Annotated in this window: 17 protein-coding genes; 7 read left to right on the forward strand and 10 right to left on the reverse strand. The window is 68.0% G+C overall.

Annotation, left to right across the window (positions count from 1 at the left end; translation table 11 throughout):
• Positions 1–65: 65 nt before the first annotated feature.
• The 10 genes from DFR50_RS12430 to DFR50_RS12475 form a co-directional block, all read right to left on the reverse strand.
• On the reverse strand, positions 66–3119 hold the full coding sequence (locus DFR50_RS12430; protein WP_113889537.1) for an ATP-binding protein: 3054 nt from the start codon (positions 3117–3119) through the stop codon (positions 66–68).
• A 40-nt stretch (positions 3120–3159) separates the two neighbouring features.
• Complete coding sequence (locus DFR50_RS12435) at positions 3160–3717, reverse strand: hypothetical protein (RefSeq protein ID WP_113889539.1); 558 nt, start codon at positions 3715–3717, stop codon at positions 3160–3162.
• A gap of 21 nt (positions 3718–3738) precedes the next feature.
• The gene (locus DFR50_RS12440; RefSeq protein WP_113889541.1) at positions 3739–4143 is read right to left on the reverse strand and encodes a hypothetical protein; all 405 of its coding nucleotides are present in this window, start codon (positions 4141–4143) and stop codon (positions 3739–3741) included.
• 250 nt (positions 4144–4393) lie between these two features.
• On the reverse strand, positions 4394–4933 hold the full coding sequence (locus DFR50_RS12445; protein ID WP_113889542.1) for a hypothetical protein: 540 nt from the start codon (positions 4931–4933) through the stop codon (positions 4394–4396).
• A gap of 13 nt (positions 4934–4946) precedes the next feature.
• Positions 4947–6683: a hypothetical protein gene (locus DFR50_RS12450; protein WP_147262749.1), complete on the reverse strand. Its 1737-nt coding sequence runs from the start codon at positions 6681–6683 to the stop codon at positions 4947–4949.
• A gap of 132 nt (positions 6684–6815) precedes the next feature.
• Positions 6816–8102, reverse strand: a complete 1287-nt coding sequence (locus DFR50_RS12455) for a DotG/IcmE/VirB10 family type IV secretion system protein (protein WP_113889545.1) — start codon at positions 8100–8102, stop codon at positions 6816–6818.
• Positions 8103–8106: 4 nt separating this feature from the next.
• The gene (locus tag DFR50_RS12460) at positions 8107–9066 is read right to left on the reverse strand and encodes a DotH/IcmK family type IV secretion protein (RefSeq protein ID WP_113889546.1); all 960 of its coding nucleotides are present in this window, start codon (positions 9064–9066) and stop codon (positions 8107–8109) included.
• A gap of 10 nt (positions 9067–9076) precedes the next feature.
• Positions 9077–9706, reverse strand: a complete 630-nt coding sequence (locus tag DFR50_RS12465; protein ID WP_113889548.1) for a DotI/IcmL/TraM family protein — start codon at positions 9704–9706, stop codon at positions 9077–9079.
• Positions 9707–10077: 371 nt separating this feature from the next.
• Entirely contained in the window at positions 10078–11085 is a 1008-nt protein-coding gene (locus tag DFR50_RS12470; RefSeq protein ID WP_113889550.1) for a hypothetical protein, read from the reverse strand.
• 199 nt (positions 11086–11284) lie between these two features.
• Complete coding sequence (locus DFR50_RS12475) at positions 11285–11740, reverse strand: helix-turn-helix domain-containing protein (protein WP_113889552.1); 456 nt, start codon at positions 11738–11740, stop codon at positions 11285–11287.
• 174 nt (positions 11741–11914) lie between these two features.
• Between DFR50_RS12475 and DFR50_RS32525 the strand changes: the two genes are divergently transcribed.
• The 7 genes from DFR50_RS32525 (at position 11915) to DFR50_RS12505 (ending at position 19034) form a co-directional block, all read left to right on the forward strand.
• Positions 11915–12322, forward strand: coding sequence for a hypothetical protein (locus DFR50_RS32525; protein WP_210208874.1), 408 nt, complete (start codon positions 11915–11917; stop codon positions 12320–12322).
• A gap of 86 nt (positions 12323–12408) precedes the next feature.
• Positions 12409–12828 carry a hypothetical protein gene (locus DFR50_RS12485; protein ID WP_113889553.1) on the forward strand — a complete coding sequence of 140 codons (420 nt, stop codon included), beginning with the start codon at positions 12409–12411 and terminating at the stop codon, positions 12826–12828.
• On the forward strand, positions 12825–13361 hold the full coding sequence (locus DFR50_RS12490; protein WP_113889555.1) for a hypothetical protein: 537 nt from the start codon (positions 12825–12827) through the stop codon (positions 13359–13361). The genes DFR50_RS12485 and DFR50_RS12490 overlap by 4 nt, the downstream gene beginning before the upstream one ends.
• Before the next feature lie 10 nt (positions 13362–13371).
• Complete coding sequence (locus tag DFR50_RS12495; protein ID WP_113889557.1) at positions 13372–14565, forward strand: TrbJ/VirB5 family protein; 1194 nt, start codon at positions 13372–13374, stop codon at positions 14563–14565.
• 779 nt (positions 14566–15344) lie between these two features.
• Positions 15345–15968 carry a hypothetical protein gene (locus DFR50_RS32530; protein WP_210208875.1) on the forward strand — a complete coding sequence of 208 codons (624 nt, stop codon included), beginning with the start codon at positions 15345–15347 and terminating at the stop codon, positions 15966–15968.
• A gap of 124 nt (positions 15969–16092) precedes the next feature.
• Positions 16093–18435: a DotA/TraY family protein gene (locus tag DFR50_RS32075; RefSeq protein WP_170153189.1), complete on the forward strand. Its 2343-nt coding sequence runs from the start codon at positions 16093–16095 to the stop codon at positions 18433–18435.
• On the forward strand, positions 18432–19034 hold the full coding sequence (locus tag DFR50_RS12505) for a hypothetical protein (RefSeq protein ID WP_113889561.1): 603 nt from the start codon (positions 18432–18434) through the stop codon (positions 19032–19034). Before DFR50_RS32075 ends, DFR50_RS12505 begins: the two co-directional genes overlap by 4 nt.
• Positions 19035–19040 lie beyond the last annotated feature (6 nt).

Below are 19040 nucleotides of genomic sequence, written 5' to 3' on the forward strand. Positions count from 1 at the left end.
GGGGGAGAGCTTCGGCGCGCCTCGCGCGAACACGAACAGACGTCGCGGCGTTCTTTCGGGCGGCGCTATTCCGCGGCCAGCGCCCGACGGGCGGGCTCGTCGTCATGGGGTCTCAGCGCCAGCGCCACACCGCGACCGTCGATGACTTCGGCGGCGAGACCCTCGAGCACGCTCTCGGTCGCCCGGGCCTCGATCTCGCCGCCGCGCAGGCGCTCGAGGCGGCGACGCTCGACTTCCTTCTGCGCCGATCCGGTCGGGAAGACTTTCGCGAGCCGACGCAGCGCCTCCTGGAATCCGACCGCCTCGTAGAGACGGTTGCGCAAGGCCGCGTCATCGGGGGTCGTCGACAAGGCCCAGAGCTCGATCGGCCCGAGGCTGTTGACGAGGAGCTGCTCGTACTTCGAGTTCTCGATCTGCATGATGGCGAGAAACGGCGCGCCATGGGGGCCGGGCCCGTGCAGCCCGTGGCGCACGACCTGAGCCGAGGCAGGCGTGAGCGCGAAGCGGGCGATGACCTCGTCCGCCTCGCGTTCGTCGCCGGCTTTGAGGACAAAGCGGCCGGTCGACTGACTGATCAGCGCGTCGCCCATGTCGGACAGGCGCTGGCTCGCAAAGCCGAGCTGGATATTGTGCTTGCGGCCCTCGCGGGCGTCGAGCTCGGCCTGGGCGCGCACCTGAGGGCTGCCGAGCGTCCGGTGCCACTCGTCGTAGTCGAGCCGCTTGACGGTCTCGTAGGCCTCGCGAAAGCGTTTGGCGTGATGGGGCCGCACGGGTTCGGGAACGTATTGGACATAGTCCGGCCGCAGGAAAAAATTGCGCGCGAGAATGTGCCGGCCGAGGAGATACATGAGCTCGGTCTGGCGGTTCGAGGCCGCCGATCCAGTTGGAGCCACTTCCTGAAGATTGAGCACGATGATCCGCGCCGAGCCGAAATCGAGCTTCGTCGGCTGGTTCAGGATCGGATACTTGCGGATCGCGTCGTAGATGTAGCGGGCGAAGACGCCCGAGACGGTTTCGGCCGTCGTCTGGATCTTGAGCTCGGCGAACATGTCCTGAACCTGCTCGGAGCGGGACGCTGCAATCAGATCCTCGAGCACCGGCACGGCATGGCGCTGGGCGATCTCGGCGAGGCGGAACTCGTCTCGCTCGCAGAGCGCGGTGACGACGTCGCGCCAGATGGCGTCCGTCGGATGCAGCCTGATGCGATGCTCCTCGATCGCCGCGTCGACGAGCGGCTCGACCCCCTTTCGGTAGCGCTTCGGCGCGCCGTCCGGGACTTCCGTGCAGCGGCGATAGGCCTCGTCAATGACGAGCGAGATCATCTGCGCCATGCCCTCGAACGGGGTCGTCTCGTCGGGCGGAAGGGTGAGGAGCGCGAGAAAGTTCTGCAGGAAGGCCTTTTCGAGCGGCAGCGGATATTCGCAGCCGACCTGAAGATCGAACGCGTTGAACTCGTAGCCCGGCGCGAACTGCATGGTGACGAAGATCGCCTCGTGCCGCCGCGTCGGCCCGACCGCCTCCTGAATCAGCCGGACGAACCCTTCCGCCGAAGGCCCGATGTCGAGCTTGCCGATCATCGGCAGCTTCGCCTTGGCGCTGCCGAGCACAGCCGACGACAGGCAGAGGCCGATATTGATGGTGTTGGCGAGCACCGACTTGCCCGACCCTGGCGGGGCCACGAAAATGTCGATCATCAACGGCCGCATCGACCCGCCCGACGGATCGTAGGGCCAGATTGCGCCGTTGGGCAGGCGGAAGAGCACCGATCCGCGCTCCCAGGGCGAGATGGTGTGCGACCACGGCAGGAGCGGCAGCGCTTCCCCGATCGGGGCGAGCGAGGGGTTGCCGGTCGAGGCGAGCGCAAGGCCTGGAACGGAGCTCATCACCCCGTCGAGCGGATCGCCGGCGATCCGCGCGGTCTTGCAATTGCCCCAGCCCTCGATCCGCTGCGCCAGCGTCGAAGCGCGCCGCCTGAGCTTCCGGGTCTCGCCGATCGGCGCCCAGGTGGCGAAGGATGCACGGAGCTTGACAGAGATGTGGTTCTCCTGCTCGCGCATGTGCCGAAGCGCCGCGAAGGCGCGCTGAAGATCGCGGTTCGCCGGGAAGATCGCGAGGAACGACGAGCCGATCTCCTTGAACGCCATCCCGGTCTTGCCGCCGCCCTCGAGGATGAAGGCCGCCCGCCACGGGAGCCGGTCCTGGCCGAGCCAGCTTGCGAGCTCGACGAAGGGACGCGGATCTTCAGGCCCGATCATGAGGTCGACGCCGGCATATTCGTTCTCGCCGATCTCGACGCGCTGGCCGCCGTGAGTGATCGCGTCGATGCGAAAGAGCTGGCTGCGGATCGAGGGCCACAAGAGCCCCGACTTGTCCGGGTTCCTCTCCTCCTCCTCGGGCAGGCGCGGCATGATCCGGTCCCCGATCAGCGTGGGCTTCCAGTTCGAACCCGCGGTCTCGCGATAGAGCGCTTCGCGCGCCAGAACGAGGGCGTCACTGGCCGAAAGCTCGGTCGCCGCCACCTCGGCGCCGCGCAGCGCCGTCATCACCCGATTGACGAAACCGGTATGATGGGCAGCCATGATCTCGGAGCGGAGAAAGAAGCGCTGCGCGTCGCCGATGCGCGGGACCGCCTTCGCCGCCGCCGCCTTCTCCTCCTTCATCTGCTTCAGCTCTTCCCTGGTCAGCACCGCCCGGCGCGTCCAGAGCGCGAAGCACGATGTTTCGAAGCGCATCGTCTGGCTCCAGAGGCGGAGCCGCTCGTCGAGAATGTCCGTGAGATCGAGGCCGACCTCGCGGCCGACGCGCCGGCAGGCCTCCATGTTGATCCGCTCGATCTCCCGCTCGGCCATGTCGGGGTCCGACAGATACCAGCCGACGATGGCGTGGCCCTTGGCTTCGAGCGCCCCCGACAGATCGAGACGCAGGCCGTTCGCGAGCTTCACGACGTCGTCGCGGGTCGCCATGCGTTTCATGCCGCCGATCCGGACGAAGGTGCAGTAGTCGCCCTGCTTTGTGACGAGCGCGTCGCCGTGCGTCGTCTCGACGTCGCAATAGCCCGCGAGCGGCTGCTTCAGCGCGAGCGAGAGGCTCGCGAGCAGACTCGACACGATCCCCACCATCAAGAAACCTCCAGTGTCTTCGCGAAAAGGACGGGCGCGTTCAGGCGGCGATCAGTCGGGGATAGACGTCCTCGCCGGCGACGAAGAATCTTCCCCGCGACCACAGCCTCAATCCGCCGAGCCGCCTGGCGCGCTCGGCGTAGAGCTTCGGCTCCGCCCGCAGGAGCGCCTGGCCGAGCACGCGGGGCGACGCGGTCCCGAATCGCGCCTCGGCCTCTGCGCTTCGCATCTCGATCGCCCGGATCGCCTCGATCGCCGGGTTCGCAACATAGCTACGGGTCACGGAGAAGGGCGACGCTGCGAGATAGAGGGCGCCCTCGGCGGCGAGCAGCCTATGGGCTCTGTTGGCGAGCGCGTTGAGCGCGCTCTGCGTCATCTCCGGAAGCCAGATCAGCACGGCTTCCTCGGCGATTGTCTCGCGCTCGAGATGGCGAACGAGCGAGCACGGCGCGCAGGACGCCTCGTCGAAGCCGTCGGCGTGAAAGAGAGGCTCCCGCCCTTCTGCGAGGCGAACCCCGCAGAAGGGACAGGAGCGTCGTGTCGCGCCGCCCGGCGGTTCGCCTTCGCAAACGGAAAGAACGAGCGGCTCGAGACGCATCGGATCCTGTCCCCGCGCCTGTTACTGGAACGTCACGACGCCGGCGGTGTTCGAAATCGAGGCCGCCGTGCCGGTGGCGGTCTCGGCCGCCTTGTTGATCCACGAGCCGCCGGTGACGAGGAGGCCGCAGAGGACGAGACCGGCGGCGCCGGCCGCAACCTTGCCCGCTTCCCGGTTCTCTGGCTGACGCGACTGCCACAGGAACCACGCGCCGGCGACGAAGCAGATAAGCGCCCCAACGTACATCGCAGTCGAAGCCGCGGTGCCGCCGGCGGTCGAGAACTCCTGCGCCATCGTGCCGATCTGGGCGCCGATGGTGCCCCCGGCCGCCTGCGCGAACGAATGGGCGCTGGCGACGACGAGCGCGCCGCCGAGCGCCGAGGCGCGCAGCAGCAAACGACGAATCTTCAGCGAACGCTTTCTCATGAGGTTTGACTCCTGACGTTGACGACGAGGGCTCTCACGGGTCCCGTCCTGCCCTCGACGCCGAGACTCGTTCCCGCCTGCGCGAACGGAGATCAAAAAAACGCGGCGGCTGGAAAGAACTTTCGGGCGGGCCCGGTGCAATCGACCGGGGCGCTCGCGGCGCAGAACTCAAGAGGATCCCCGACCCTATCCAACGCCGCGGGTCGCCCCCTGACGTTTCCGGGCGACGCCCAGCGCTTGCCTCCGCTCCTCAGACGAACATCGCGATCAGCGCGTTGGTGATGGCGAGAATGTTGATCAGCATGATCCCGAACACGAACTGCACGACGCAGCCCATCTGACTCCGGTTCGCCTGCCCGCTGACGACAGAACGCCAGCTCATGAGCGCGAAGAACACGACCATGGCTCCGAAACTCTGGAAGAACGCCTGGAACAGCGTCACGACATTGACCAGCGTCGCGCTCGGCGTCGTCCCCAGCAATGTCGAGGCGTCGGGCGCGCTCGGCGGCGCGTAGCTCGAGAGCGCCGAGATCGAGGCGGTCACGCCCGACCCGGCGGTTGCGAGCGCCATGTTCAGGACCTTGTCGAAACTCGCGAACGCTCCGGACAGGACAAGCGACAGGACCGGAATCCACGGACGCCCTTCGAACGGGTTTCCGGGCTGCGACTGCATCCAGAATCCCCAGGCGGCGAACAGGAAGCACCAGAGCGCCGCCAGATAGGCGAAGGTCGGGACCAGAGTGGCGAGGGCCTCGCCGATCTGGCTCGCAAAATCGACAAGACCCTGCATCGGTCCGGTCCCTCTACTGGATCGAGCCGCGATCGGCCTTCACGACCCACGCCTGGCCGTGCTGCTCGATGCTGATGACCTTGCCGTAGCCGGGGAGAACCGTGCCGATCGCAACCTCGACCGGCCGATCGTCCGGGGCGCCGTCGACCACGCTCAGCATCGCAAGGCCCGGGGAGGCCGCCTGAATGCGGTAGGCGCGCTTCTGATCGAGAGCGGCCACTTTCATGCGCACGCCCTGCGCCTGCCCTGCCGCGCCCGAGCTCGGGGCCGCTGCGGGCGCGCCCGACGTTGGGACGCCCGCGGGCACGGCGCCCGCGCTTTCCGCCGCTGCGACCGCGCTCCTCGATTCGGCCAGCGAGACCCGCCGCGTCAGATCGGCGAGTCTCTCCTCCGAACCCGCTGACGTCGTCCGCACTTGCTCCTGCAGATCCTTCACCTGACCGGTGAGACGCGTCACGATCGCCGCGAGCCGCGCGACCTGATCGGACATCTGGGTCTCGGCCTTGTCGATGTCGGTCCGCGTCGCCGGCGCGTTCGCACGCGCCTTGATCGCCGCTTCGAGATCGGCGAGTCGCGCCTCGATCTTGGCCGCCTCGCCGAGCCCGGGCTCCGGCGCTCCCTCCGCGGCCAGACGGGCGAGCGGGGCGAGGGCCAGGAGGGGCGCGGCCGGCGGAAGCGAAGCGACCTCGTCAGGTTTCCGGTCCGGGGCCGGCGCCGCGGCCGGGGTGGGAGCGGGCGCCGCCGCCGCGGACGACGAGGACGTGGCTTTCTCAGGGGCGGACGCGAGCAGGGGCTGTGGACCCCTCGCGTCACGTGACGCGCCGGCCGTCGCGGAGCCCGGCTTGAACGACAGCATCTCCTCGACCTGGTCGCGCCGGGCCTGATGAACGCGGGGCCGTTCGCCGGCGACGTTCGGCTCTTCCCTCGGCGGCACGGTCGCCAGCGCCGCCGAAGGCGCCATCAGCTTCGACGGTTGATCGGCGATGAGGCCGGGCTCCACGATCTGCGGACGACGGCTCCCATGCGGCCAGTTCAGAGCCACGATCGCCGCGGCCGCGGCTACGGTCACGAGGACGACCGCGACCGTCCCCTTCCCTACCCCTCGCGGCCTGGCGGGCTTGTCCGGAGCCGCCGCGCCTTCGACGCCCGATTCGGGCGCGTCGCCTTCGAGCCCGCCGGTGAGGTTCGCGACCGTATTGGGCGCCGTCGCAGCCTTCGGCTTCCGCCGCGAGACGCGGCCGAGGAGGGGGCCCATGCCGGCGTCCAGGCGCGCGATCGGTTCGGGAGGAAGACCCGGCCCATCCTCGCTCCCGGTTTCGACGGCAGGAAGGGCATCCGCCCTCGTTCCGGCGTCTTCCGTCCGCTCGCGCGCTTCGGTCTTGTCGCCCTCGGGCGAGCTGTCGGGGTTTGCGGGCTCCGCTGCCGCCGTCGCGCCCTTCCGCTTCTGCGGCCGCGCGCGGTCGATCAGGCGGGCGAGGACGCCGCCGAGGACGGTCTTGGGGCCGGGACGGCGACCCGCGCGATCCTCCGGCTCGGCGACGAGCGGAGGCGGTGCATCGCCAAGGATCCAGTCCCCCTGGCGATCGTCTTCTCCGGCGCCCCGGGAACCAGTCTTCGCATGCGCGTCGGCTGCCTGGCTGCGGGACTCCTCCGGAAGCCCCAAGGGCGCCTCGTCGGCCTCGGCGCCCTCGCCTTCGAGGTCTCGGCGTTCCTCGCCCGGGGGCGAGACCAATCGGATATGCGCGGTCATGGTCGATGAGCTCCTCAAGACCGTCCCTGAAGCCTCGAGGATCGCGAGGCCCCGCGCGAACGCCGAACATGAAAAACGTTCGGCGGCCCGAAAGCCGCCGAACGTCGACATCGCCCGGATTGATGCGCCGCGTTACTTCGCCGTGAGGTTCGACAGGAACATCACCCCGACCGAGACATTGGCCGCCAGATGCACGGTCGGCCCCTTGGGGATCGACGACGTCATGGCGTTGCTGACCGCAGACGCCGCCGCCCCGCCCGCCACCAGCGCCTGCTGCTGGACGGTGAGCGGTCCGAAGCTCTGCGTCGTGCCCCATGGGCTCGTCGTCGTCGTCGAATTCGAGAGCGCGACCGCCTGCCCGAGGCCAGACACGAAGGCCGCCGCCGCCGGCAGAACGAACCGCTCGAAATAATGCTCGTCGATGCTGGTCGCGACCGCCGTCTCCATCGAATCGGGCGCAATGACGATCCCGTTCGCATCGAGCGACTTGCCGCGATGCTCGACTGTCAGAACCTTGACGACGAGCCGGTCCAGCCCCGACTTCGAGAACGTCCCGATCAGCCGGTCGCCGGAGATCGGCCCGGTGTCGGCCTCGAGCACGATCGGGCCATTCGTGTCCGAATCGACCGCAAGCACCGTATGGGCGTAGACGCCGCGGCCGGCCGGAACGAGCACCTTCTCAAGCCCGACCGCGCCCTCGGCTCCCCTGACGCCGCGATCGCCGAGTGCCGGGGGATCGCCTGCCCCGGGCTTCAGCGCCGCAGGCTCGATCACGACCGTCGTTTGCGGGGGCCGGGCGTTCCAGCCGCCGAGGAGGTCGGCGATCGCCTTCTGCCGCCGCTGGTATGCGCCCTTCGCCTCTTCAGCCGTTTCGTCGCCCTCGACGTTGGTCGCCGCGATCTTCGTGACGCGGGCGCCGTCGAAACGTCGCTCGCCGGGCGGAGGCTCGAGCGCCGCGCGCTCGGGCGGGGTGAAAACGGGCGGCGCCGGCGGCACGATCGCGGGCGGCGGCGGCACGGGCCTGGCTGCAGGCAGGTCGGGCGCCGGGGACTCCCCCATGCCGACCTCGGCCGGCGGCGGACCGGTGAAGGCGGTCGAGCTCGGTATGGGTGGCGTAAACGACTTGTGAGCCTCCGCGGCCGCCTGAGCCTTTTCCTGCGAATCCTTCTTCAGAAGCGCGTCCTGCGCCGGCGTGCCCTGCGTCCCGCCGGGCAGGAGATTGCCGGGGGCCATCTTCGCGACGCGAGAACCCAGCGGGACGTCGCTGTGGCGCCCCGAGAAGACGTACACTACGCCGGCCATCGCGGCGATCGCCGCGGCGATCGCGACGAGGCGCGCCGGGCCTCCGCGGCCGGCGCCGCCGAAGAGCCCCGTCCGAAGCCAGGCGAAGCGCGGATGGTGCGAGGGGACGAGCGACATCGGTTCACGGCTCCGAGAGTGAGGCGGACACCGTCACGCCGTCCTGCGAGAGCAGCACGACCGGCGTGATAGGCAGGGAATAGACGGTGACGCCGCCCTCGCCGGTTTGCGAGGCTAGCCACTCGGGCGAGATCAGCGCGAACCGGGTCCGCAGCACCACGCGATTGCCGACCTTCCAGGCCCTGAGATCGTCCGGAGAGACGCCCGCGACCGCGAGCGGCTCGGCTTCGGCCGGCGGCGCGCCGTCGAGCATGGCGGTCAGAAACGGCGAGGCGGTGTCGGGCGCGACCGGGCCGGTCGCCACCCCCTTCGCGTTCGGGCCGCGATCGGCGACCTGAACCGTGAGATCGGCGTCGTAGGTTCCCCCGCCCGCGACCAGCATGAACGAGATCGGCTTCGGCGCGCCCTTCAGGGTCACGAGGAGCCCGCCGCGCGGCTGCAACGAGGCCGCCGCCACCTGAAGGACGTTCGATCCGACCGTCGGAGTGCAGACGTAGAAGCCGGCGCTCGCCACCGCCGGCCCCGCTCCCCCCGCCGGCCCCTGATTGCAATTGCCGTTACTGGCCTGGGCCGCCGCCGGATTGGAGTTCGTGTCCCACTCGATCGGCCACGGCTGCCCGGTGCGATCGAAGAACGACAGCGCCGTTGGATAGCCCTTGACGATCCGAACGATCGGCGTCGACTGGCCCGGGGCGAAGGAGACGTTGACGCGCCGGCTGATCGGCGAAGCGATCTCCGTGTTGACCTCTTCCTCCGCGCGCCGGTTGTCGCCGACCCGGCGCCCGAGATCGCGGATCATGCCCGGGGTCAGCGGGATCGCAGAATCGACGTCGGTCCTGGGCGTTGCCCCGGGCGGCCCGGCGGGCGATGCGCCCGGCGGCCCTGGCTCAGCTGCAACGGGGCCCGCCGCCATGACCGCCAAGACGAGTGCGAGGGCGGACCAATCGGGCTGTCTCTGCCGCATGTATCTCCTCCTACCGGGCTTCGGCGACGAGCTGATCGATCGCGATTCCGTCGCGATGGTCCTCGTCGTTGGTCCTGACGACGAGCGCGGTCAGGATCATCTTCTGGGTGTTGGCCTGCTGGCTGTTCTGGCAGGTCTGAAGAATCGGGAACTGGATGCGGTAGGCGAGCGCGCCCCCAATGAGTTTGGTGTCGACGATCACGGCGGCGCGTTGCGCCTGCGCGAAGCAGAGCATCAATCCCTGCTTCATCGCCTCGTAATTGCCGGACTTGATGTAGCTCTCGGCGAAGGTGCGCCAGCCGTTCTGGGTGAAGCGTCGCCCAGCCGTGTTCAGCTGCTCCGGGTAGTCGTGGTAATTGACGTTGTAGGGCGCGGACGCCCACTTGACCGTCCAGTCGAGCAATTGCGCGTCGTTGACGATCGGGCTGTCGAGCGCGGCGACCGCGCGCGGCGCATGCTCGCCGTCGACGATGAAATACTTCGGCGTCGGCGGGTTGGCCCAGATCCAGGCGTCGTGGATCACGAACGCGGCGAGGACCACGCTGAGCCCCATGACGAGGCCGAAACTCTTGTTGACGAGGGCCGCCTGAAAGTCCGGATCGGACAGCTTTCGGGCGACGGCGGCGCGCTGGTTCTCCATGTTCGGCAGAGTGCCAAGGCCCCGCGCGAACAGAAACGGAGTCGATCACGTTTTTCTCGGCCGGAGAAGGCAATCCCTGGCGTACGACCTGGAACAGAGTCTGCAGTGACGCCGAAGCGCCGAATGAGGCGCGTCCCGTCGTCGCCCGCACGCAGTAGGCCCCGCAACCTCTCTTCAGCAGGCGCGGAGGGCTGCTCAGGGAAACAAGGACGTGCATCGCTGAGCGGTCCCACGCCTCAGCGGACAGAGCAGGACCCCATGGTCGCGTCGCGGGTCGACGCCCCACGAGCCGTCAAGACGGATCGTGGCGCAGCCGGGGTCGGAAAGACCGCCGAGCGGCTCGTCGATCGATTCGGAACCGCTTCTGAAACTTAAGCCGCCATCGCGGTGACGTCGCTCATCGACCGTTCGGCGCGACGCTGCGCATATCGCGGCGCTGTCAGGAACTCGCGGCAGACCCAACGGCGGCCGCCGATCTCGCGGGACCACCAGAACGACCGGCGAAGCTCGACGCACTGGCGCAAGATCGCTCCGACCCGTCGCTTCGCTTCCGCCGCGCGGCGCTGCACCGTCTCCTCGTCGAAACGATCGATGAGGTCATGGCGATCGCGGACGATCTGGAGCCGGCTCAGCCGGGAATTGACGGCGCCGACCGTCAGATAGACGCCGAACTCCATCAGCATTCGCTTGGCGATCGTCGCGGCGCTGAGCCCGGCAAACCCGAGGATCGAAAACCGATCGTCCTTTTCGGCGTCCCGCCCGAGCTCCCATCGAGCGCCGACGGCGGCTGCCTCGCTCGGCGTCTCCCCCTTTGCCGTCCTTGGGGCCCAGAGACGCGAGAGGATCGGTTTGATGTTGAGCGCGGGCTTCCAGGGGAGCGGGGTCGTGCGGCATTCGGCGGCCGCACGGTCGGCGACGGTGTTGCGCGCACGCACGCCGAGACCGAGCCAGCGGCGCTTCCCCTGAACGCTCGACGCGGATCGCCTGAGCGCCTCGGCGATCGACTTCACCGAGACGTTGTCGAGCCACAGCGCGATCAGGCGGCGCACCTCCTCGACCGACCAGGGATTGGCAGACCCGACACGGCGGAGCGGTCTTTCGGTCGCCGCAGGCAGATCGAGCGCCGCGATCCGCTCGCGGACCAGATGTTCCTCGAGGCCCAGATAGAGCGAGAGCGCCGCCACGCTGTGGCCGGCGCTCGCCATGGCGATCAGCAGGCGGTCGACGACCGGCCTCGCCGCGACCGGCTCGGCCGGGGCAGCCAGAGACGAAGGGGCGAGCCTCGGGAGCGCCGGCATAAGCCGGAATTCTTCGGAGAGCACGGCGCCGATGGTGATGATCGAGGCGGTGGACAGCGTGAAGCCGGGAAGGACAACCATGGCGAACCTCTTGCAGCAAACATGGCAATGATGTTCAGCAAAACGTTGGCGTCAAGATAGATCGCATGATAAAACGTTAGCTGCGCCCATGGTTCGGCGGCGCGCGGGTCCCGCTCGCTAAAATTCGCCGAGGAGTGTGATATTTATGTCACTATGGACTGTCGCAGGGAGGCGGAAGCTGTACCCGCTTCACGAGCCGCTATTTGTCCTTGGGCCTCCGGGAGGCTTTCTCGGCTTTGCCGATCTGGATCCGCGTCTCCTCATCCGCTTGCGCGAAGGCCTCAAAACGCGCGGTCAACTTCAAGAGCTCATCCCGACACTGTTCCAGTTGCCGGCCGACCTGATCCAGGTCGGACCTGAGCGTAACCACCATGCCTTCGAACCCCTTCGTCGTCACGCCGGGCGTGTCTTCCAGTAACGCAACGAGCGGAACCTCAAGAGCTCTGGCGATCCTCTCCAGACTCATGAGTGTTACATTCGCGTATCCAGATTCGATGACCCCGAAGTTAACCGAGGAAACCTGCGCCAGATCTGCGAGTCGTTTCCCCGACAACCCCCTGTCTAGTCGGATCGTGCGGATGCGCCTTCCGACCGCCCGTTTCAACTCGTAATATTCCTCACTGTCCTCGTAATCGTCGGTCCTCCGCTTCGCCATCTCTCTGCCCTTTAATATACCAGCGATTTGAGCCGTTACTCGACGGCTCGCTTCATCGCTCTACCAACTGCCGACGCTCCGCACGCTGATAAAGCGTACAACCGGACAACAATCAATACGACATGGTCTGCATTCGCGCCGCAGGGTCCTAACACTCACGGAACGGAGGACCACATGCGACGTGCGACCGTGACTCTCTTCATCATGTGTCTGGCGGCCGGGCCGGCCAAGGCCGAGTTCGTCATGCTGTCTGCGCCGGACGCCCGGGCCACACGCGATCCGGCGGCGCCGGACGCCGCTCATACAGCCCCCAAACGCCGCCCGACCCGCCACAATGTCTCGCGCCCAGAACCAGCGCTGTCGGGCTTCGGCGACCGGGTTCCTCTGAGCTTCGCGGTCCGCCAGGTCGTTCCGGCCGGGTTCGAGGTCGCCTTCGCCGAGGCGGTCGACCAGAACACGCCCGTCGACTGGAAGGGCGGCAGGCCGTGGCGCGCAACGCTCGCCGACGCCCTGCGCCCGCTCGGGCTCGTCGTCAGCGTCGCCGGACCGAAAGTCACGATCGCCACCGTCCCGGATCGATGATCCGATTGCCGCCGCCGAAACCGGCTCCCTGTTCGCGCAGACGGCCCTCAGGCTCGGGATGCCACGCCTGTTGGAGACCCGTAGAGATGCTCGACCCCGCCTCGCTCCAGGACTGGATCGACGCCCCAGACGACGGACCGCTGCCCTTCGCTTCCCCTCCAGACACCATCGACAAGGCGCTCGACGCGCTCGCCGATGCGATCCGTCAGGCCGAGGACGGCGAGCGCAAGAGCATGGCCGCATATCTCATGGGCCTGCCCGCGCGCTCCCGCATCGCGAAAATCCTGGCGCAGCTCCCATCGTCGCAGCTGATGGCGTTCCTCGAGCGCCACAAGCCCGAGACCGGCGTCGCCGACGCCCTCGCCCCGGGCCTCGTTGCATCCGGGGCCGCCGACCGCGTGGCGCGAGCGAACCTCTTCCGCCGCGTCATGATGGCCCCCCGGCAGTACGCCTTGAAGCGCGCGTGCGGCGCCGCCGCTCGCGAACACGCCGGAGCCTTCGCATGACTCTCGCTCGCGCCCTTCTCGTCGCCGGCGCGCTTGCGTGCGCCCTGCCCGCCGCCGCCCAAACCGCCGGCAGCGAAACCTGCACGACGATCACCCAGAGCGGCATGAATGCTGCGACCGCGCGCATCAACGCCGACGACACAGACATCCCGCAGCCGCAGAGCGTCAAGAACTTCACCTGCCTCGACAAGTTCTTCAATGGCGTCGGGCTCAACGTCGTCGTCAATCTCCTGAACCCTGAGACCCTCCTGAACGCGGTCGAAAACCAGATCTGCAACAAACTCACCCAGATCTGGCAAAGCACGATCGGCAAGGCCCAGTGCGGAATTACCGTCACCGGCTTCAAGATGGGCTTTCTCGGGGGGTCGACGCTCGGCGGCGGCCTCACTTGCCCCAAGCTCTCGATCGGCGGCGGAGGCCCGACGCTCATGTCGATCGGGGTGGGCACGAGCAACAGCGGCAAGCTCACCGTGACCGGTAACGCCGTCGCGCCGACCGGATACCCGATCACCTCCCAGCTCGGCCTCTACTGAGGACTTTTGCATGCCGAACGCTCGCCCTCTCCTTTCCGCCGCCGGCGTCCTGACAGGCGCGCTTCTCTTCGCCGCGTCCCCCGCCTCCGCCCAATGGCCTGTCTTCGACGGGATCAACTATGCGCTTCAGGGGGTCATCAAGACCATTGAAGAGACGATGTCGAACACGCTCTCCAACATCACCAAACAGCTCGAGTCGACCGGGCCGCTCGGGACGATCCTCGGCAGCGTCGAGAACGGCAGCGTCACGACGCTGCTGCAGCAGGGCTTCACCCAGAACGCCAACTACGCCAAGGCCTCCGTGGACGCGTATAGCCAGATCGCCGACGGCGCGTTGACATCGAACGCGCGGTTCCAGCGCGACATGAGAAACGCGCACATCCGCGACGAACACACGACGAGCTCGCTCCATTGCGTCGCGCTGGACGCAGGTCAGAGCGTCACCGGGGCCTCAGGGTCATCGTGGAAGGTCGCGCAATCCATTTCCGACGTCGCCGACAACCGCGGTGAAGCCGGTCCGAACCAGCCAGCCTTCTTCGGCCAGGCGCAGGCGGTCGCCGCGATCGCGCAACTCCACTTCGCCCGCTATTGCTCGCAGGCCGAGGCCACGGCCGGCCTGTGCTCGTTGTCCCAGACCCCGAACGCCGACCAGCGGGCCACGACTCTCTTCGGGAGCGGGACGCTCGCTGGCCAAGCCGGCGTCACGGCGGCGAACGACTACGCGACGAACCTCATCGAGCCGATCGTTCCGGCGGCGCTCCGCGGCGACCAGCTGACCTCCGAGACCGGTCGCGACGCCGCCGTCCGCCGTCACGCCTACAATGCGCGCATCTCGCTTGCCCGGCATATTCTCGACTACGCGATCGGCATCCAGTCGCCCTCGGTGACGCTGAACGCGACCCAGAAGGCCCAGATGCAGAATGACGGCCTCACGGCGACCGACACCGCATCCTGGCTGCAGGTCCTGACGCTCGACGCCGAACGGCGCGTGTCCGACATCAACTACGCCGCGCAGTTGCAGGCCATGACGCCCGCCGCGGTCAATCGCGAAATCGTCCTCGAGCTCGGCGAGACCAACTATCTCCTGGCCCAGCTCCTCCGCGTCGGGATCATGCACGCCTCGACCGCCGCCGCCCACATGGCCAACGACGTCGAGCACGATTTCGCGCCGACGGCGCCCCTCCCGACCCCGACCATCAACTGACGGTCGCCGCCCCACGCGAAGGACATCCGCAAATGGCTGACATCGCAACCGACGTCCCCGGCGCCCCGACCCCGACCCCGGACGCCGCGAAGCCCAACGCCACGGCTGCGCGGCAACTCGCCGCTTTCGACCCGGTCCCGGTCGAGGCGCCCGAGCCCGAATCGCCCGAGGAGCGAGAGGCAGCGACGGTCGATGCGTGGGAAGCGAGCGGTCCCGCCAAGTCTCCGGACGCCCCGGTCGTCGAAAGGCCGGTTCGCGACGCGAGCCGGTCGCCACGCGACATCGCGCCGGATACCGCCGCGGCGCCGACGTCCCCGCCCGCTTCGGATCGCAATGCCGCGAGGTCGGCGCAAGCCACGAGGTCGGCGCAAGCCACGACGCTTGAGGCGCCGCCGCGGACTCCGTCGACCGCGTCCAACCCGCCATCGCCGAGCCGTTCCCCGTTCGCCCAACCCCCCGCGCAAAACGATCAGCCTCAGCAGGGAACCGCCCCGGTCAACGCCGCCGCCATGGTCGCCGGCGCGATCGCCGGCGCCTTCCGGCGTCCGGAGAGCCGGGCAGAGGCGGTCCTTCCCTCCGCCCCGGCAGGCCCGCGCGGCTCGACTCCGCCGGACCCGCGCGGCTCAGCCGCAGAGTCTCTCCTCAACCGCTTCGCCGTCAGGAACATCCTCGACACGCTTCGCGGGCGCCCGGAGGAGACGACGGCCGCGGCGAAGACCGGGCCCGACACGGCGATCGCCGCCCCGCCCTCTCCGGCAGTGGCTGGTGACGAAGCGTCCATGCCAACCACGCGCGTCGCTGGGGCCGAGAAGAGCGCTCCGGCCGGCGGGCTTCGGGCCAAGCTCACCGCCTTCGAAGCCGAACGCCTGCAACCGCGCCGCGACGCCGAACAGGCCCGCGGAGCAGCTGTGGCCGCGGCGGGCGTCGTCGCGTCCCTCGAAGCCCTCGAGCGGCAGGAAACAGCCGGAATCCTCGCCAGGATCCGAGAGGCCGCCAAAGCCAACGGCGGAATCGAGAACGTGCTCTCGGAAATGCGACCGGGCGGCCGGTTCGAGGATCTCCGCAAGGAATTCAACACGGTCCTTTCCCACGATGAGGGGTTCGCGGCGGCTTATGAAAAGGCCACCGTCGCCGTCGCCGGCTACGCCGAGGCCCGCGCCGCCCTGCCGACGGCCGCGCAGTCGAAAAACGATCCGAACCTCGCGCGGCTTCAGACCCTCGATCACGAGATCGCCGAGGTCGCAAGGACGCTGCCGGGACGCCAGGACGGGAAATCCGCTCTCGACGAGCTCGTCGAGACTGGCAAGGAAGCGGTTCAGAGGCTCTTCGCGACGGTCCAGCAGGCGTTCAGCCGCGACGCTCATCTCCGCGGTCCCTCGCCGAGCCCCGGTCTCGGGCGGTAATCCTACCCCCGCCCGACCCTCGAGCCGACGGTCCTTCGGGCCGCCGGCTTTTTCCCGTCGAACGGGCGACCCTGTTCGCGCAGCTCTCGGTCATCCTCGAGCCGTCCGCGCTCGAGGCCGCCCCATGACCATCCCCCTTCGTTCCCTTGTCCCGGCGATCGCTGTCTCCCTTCTCCTCGTCGACGCAGCTTTGGCTCAGTCGACGGACACAAGCTCCTTCAACATCAGCTGGTCGGCGCTCGATCCCGGCGACGACTGGACGTGGCAAATGCTGCAAAGCGTGTTCCCGGTCAGCGGAACGCCGCCGACCGCGACCGGAACCGCCGCGACCGTGATCGGAAAGATGCTCGGGCAGATCACCGCCGTCGTCATGGCGCTCGCCATGTTCTTCCTCTGCTACCTCACCATCATCAACATCCACCGGGTCGCCGAATCCGGGCAGATCCTGACCTCCGCCATGACCTCGATGGCCGGGGTGCGCATCGGCTTCGCCGCCATCATGATGTTTCCGCTGGCCTCCGGCTTCTCGGTCGGGCAGGCGGGCGTTATGCAGGTGGCCGGGTGGGGCATCGGCATGGCCCGCGCCCTCTACGCCAACGCGGTCAAGGCGATCGGGCCCGACGCCATGGTGATCGCCGACCCCGTCATCCCCGGCGCCCGCACCATCGTCCTCGGGCTCCTGACCGACGAGCTCTGTCGCAGCCTCGTCAACCAGGCGACGAGCTCGACCCTCATGCCCGCCCCGACCGCCACGACCGTCAACGCCGGAAAGGGCGCCGTCGTCACCTACGCCTATTCGATGGCCGCTGGGAACGGCACCGGATCGCCGACCTGCGGATCGATCTCGGTCGCCGACTCGTCGGCCGGCGCCGCGACGCTCGGCGGCGTGACGATCAGCATGGCCGACCAGCAGCGGACCATCCTCGAAGGCATCTTGAGCTCGCTGCGGCCACAGATCGATTCGATCGCCCAGTCCTACTGGCAGACCAAGACGCAAGGTGCGCTGCAGCCGCTCCTCGGCCTCTATCAGAACGCGACCCAGACCTATACCGATCAACTCACGACCGCAGCCCAGGCGATCACCGCCCAATTGCGCGCGAATCTCAAGGCGGCCGACGCGCGCGACGGCAATCTCGGCCTTGCCAAGAACGAGGTTCAGCTCTCGACGCTCGGCTGGAGCTCGGCCGCGTCCTACTACCTCGGCTTCGCCCGCCTCAACGGCCTCACGCTGTCGCTCGCGAGCGGCACGCCCACGGTCAACATGCCGAGCTTCGAGGGCCTGTCGCCCTCGCTGAAAGCCGACATCGCGCCCCTCTTCACCTCCTCGAGCTCGTTTCTTGACAAGCTCAAGACCTATGTCGCGACCGCCGACGGGCTGACCTCGCCCGGCGGCAACGCCGATACGCTGACCGGCACGATGACCGGCTCGGACGGCGGCGGCATGATGGAAAAGCTCTTCCGAGCGCTGAACTTCACCCCGACCCTCCTGCAGAGCTTCGTCGACAACCTCTCCCCGACCGCGCAGAACTGGGCCGACCCGTTCGGCGGCCTCATCGCGCTCGGCAACCAGATGATCATGGTCGCCATGACCGCCCTCGGCCTCGCCGGGATCGCCTCGACCACAACGGGCACGGCCGCGACCACCCTCTTCAACGCCCTGACGCTGAACTGGGCGGGCGCGGTCGGGACCATCACGCTCAGCGTCCTAATGCAGTTCTTCGCAACGCCGATTTTCTTCGGCTGCATGGCGCTCCTGATCCCGGGCCTCACCATCGCCTTCGTCTTGCCGATGATCCCCTGGGTCATGTGGATCGCCGGGATCGCGGGCTACCTGATCCTCGTCTGCGAGGCCATGATCGCCGTCCCCCTATGGATGCTCGCTCATCTGACCTTCGAGGGCGACGGGCTGCACGGGCGGGGCCTCGCCGGCTACGAGCTCCTGTTCAACATTCTCTTCCGGCCGGTGCTGATGCTGATCGGGCTCTTCCTCGGCTATTTCATCTTCACCTGCATCTCCTGGCTCATCCGCATGTCGTTCGGCGTCGCGGCAGCCTTCGTGCTCGGCGACGGCTGGATCGTCACCGATTGGCTTGGGCTCTTCGTGCTGCTCTCGATCTTCGTGCTCGCGCATGTCGTGGCGGCGATTGCCTCGTTCCGGATGATCACCTTGATCCCGCACCACGTGCCGCGCATGATCGGGTTCTCGTCGGCCAACCGGGTCGACATGGACGAGTGGGCGCAGGCCGCCGGATTGATCGGGACGCAGAAGACGCTCGAGACGATCCGAGGAGCCGTAAAGCCGAAGGAGATCGGGTCGGAGACTGGACCGTCTGTAGGACGGGGCGGTCAAAAGGCGATCGGATCAAATAACGCCGGCAAGAACGACCCCTCCTCGGGGTTGGACACGACGATGCAGGCGCAGATGAACATGGGTGGCGGCCGGCGAGAACCGGAGGGCGGTGAATGAACGGCTGGATCGGTTACGGTCTCGGTTATGACGCCGGACGCTCGGACGCGGAAAACTTGCGTCGCGACCGCGAAATCGTGGACCGACTCTTTTATGGTGAGCGACCCGTCAAAGTCGATCAATCGTACATTGATCGCCTTCACGCCGCGCTGACTGAGGCCAGAGCGACGGCGGCGCATAACCACAAGGTCGCGGATAGCCTCGAAGAAAAGGTCCACCAGTTCCGCAACGAGGCCCTCTTCTGGCGCGACGAACGACTCGCCCCCGCCGCGGCCGAGGCAAATGCCCTGCGGCAGGAAAACGCCGCTCTCCGCGCCCGTTTTGAAGAGCGAAACCCCGACCTCGCCGCTGAGGAGGACGCACATCAGAAGACCCACGAGGAAAAGCAGAGCCTGCAATGCTTCCGCCTCGTCGCGACCGCGATCCTCGACGCCCTCCTCGCCGGGCGCGCCGATCGGTCAGAATTCGGCGAACTGGTCGCGATGGTCAAGGAAGCCGCGGAAGTCATCGATCTGGGCGGCCTCTTTTTCGGCTTCAGCGAGACGCCGGAAAAGGCTGAGAGACTCGACGCCCTGACCGACGCCCTGGCGCGGCCCTGATTTCCG

Source organism: Roseiarcus fermentans, from assembly GCF_003315135.1.
Taxonomy (GTDB): domain Bacteria; phylum Pseudomonadota; class Alphaproteobacteria; order Rhizobiales; family Beijerinckiaceae; genus Roseiarcus; species Roseiarcus fermentans.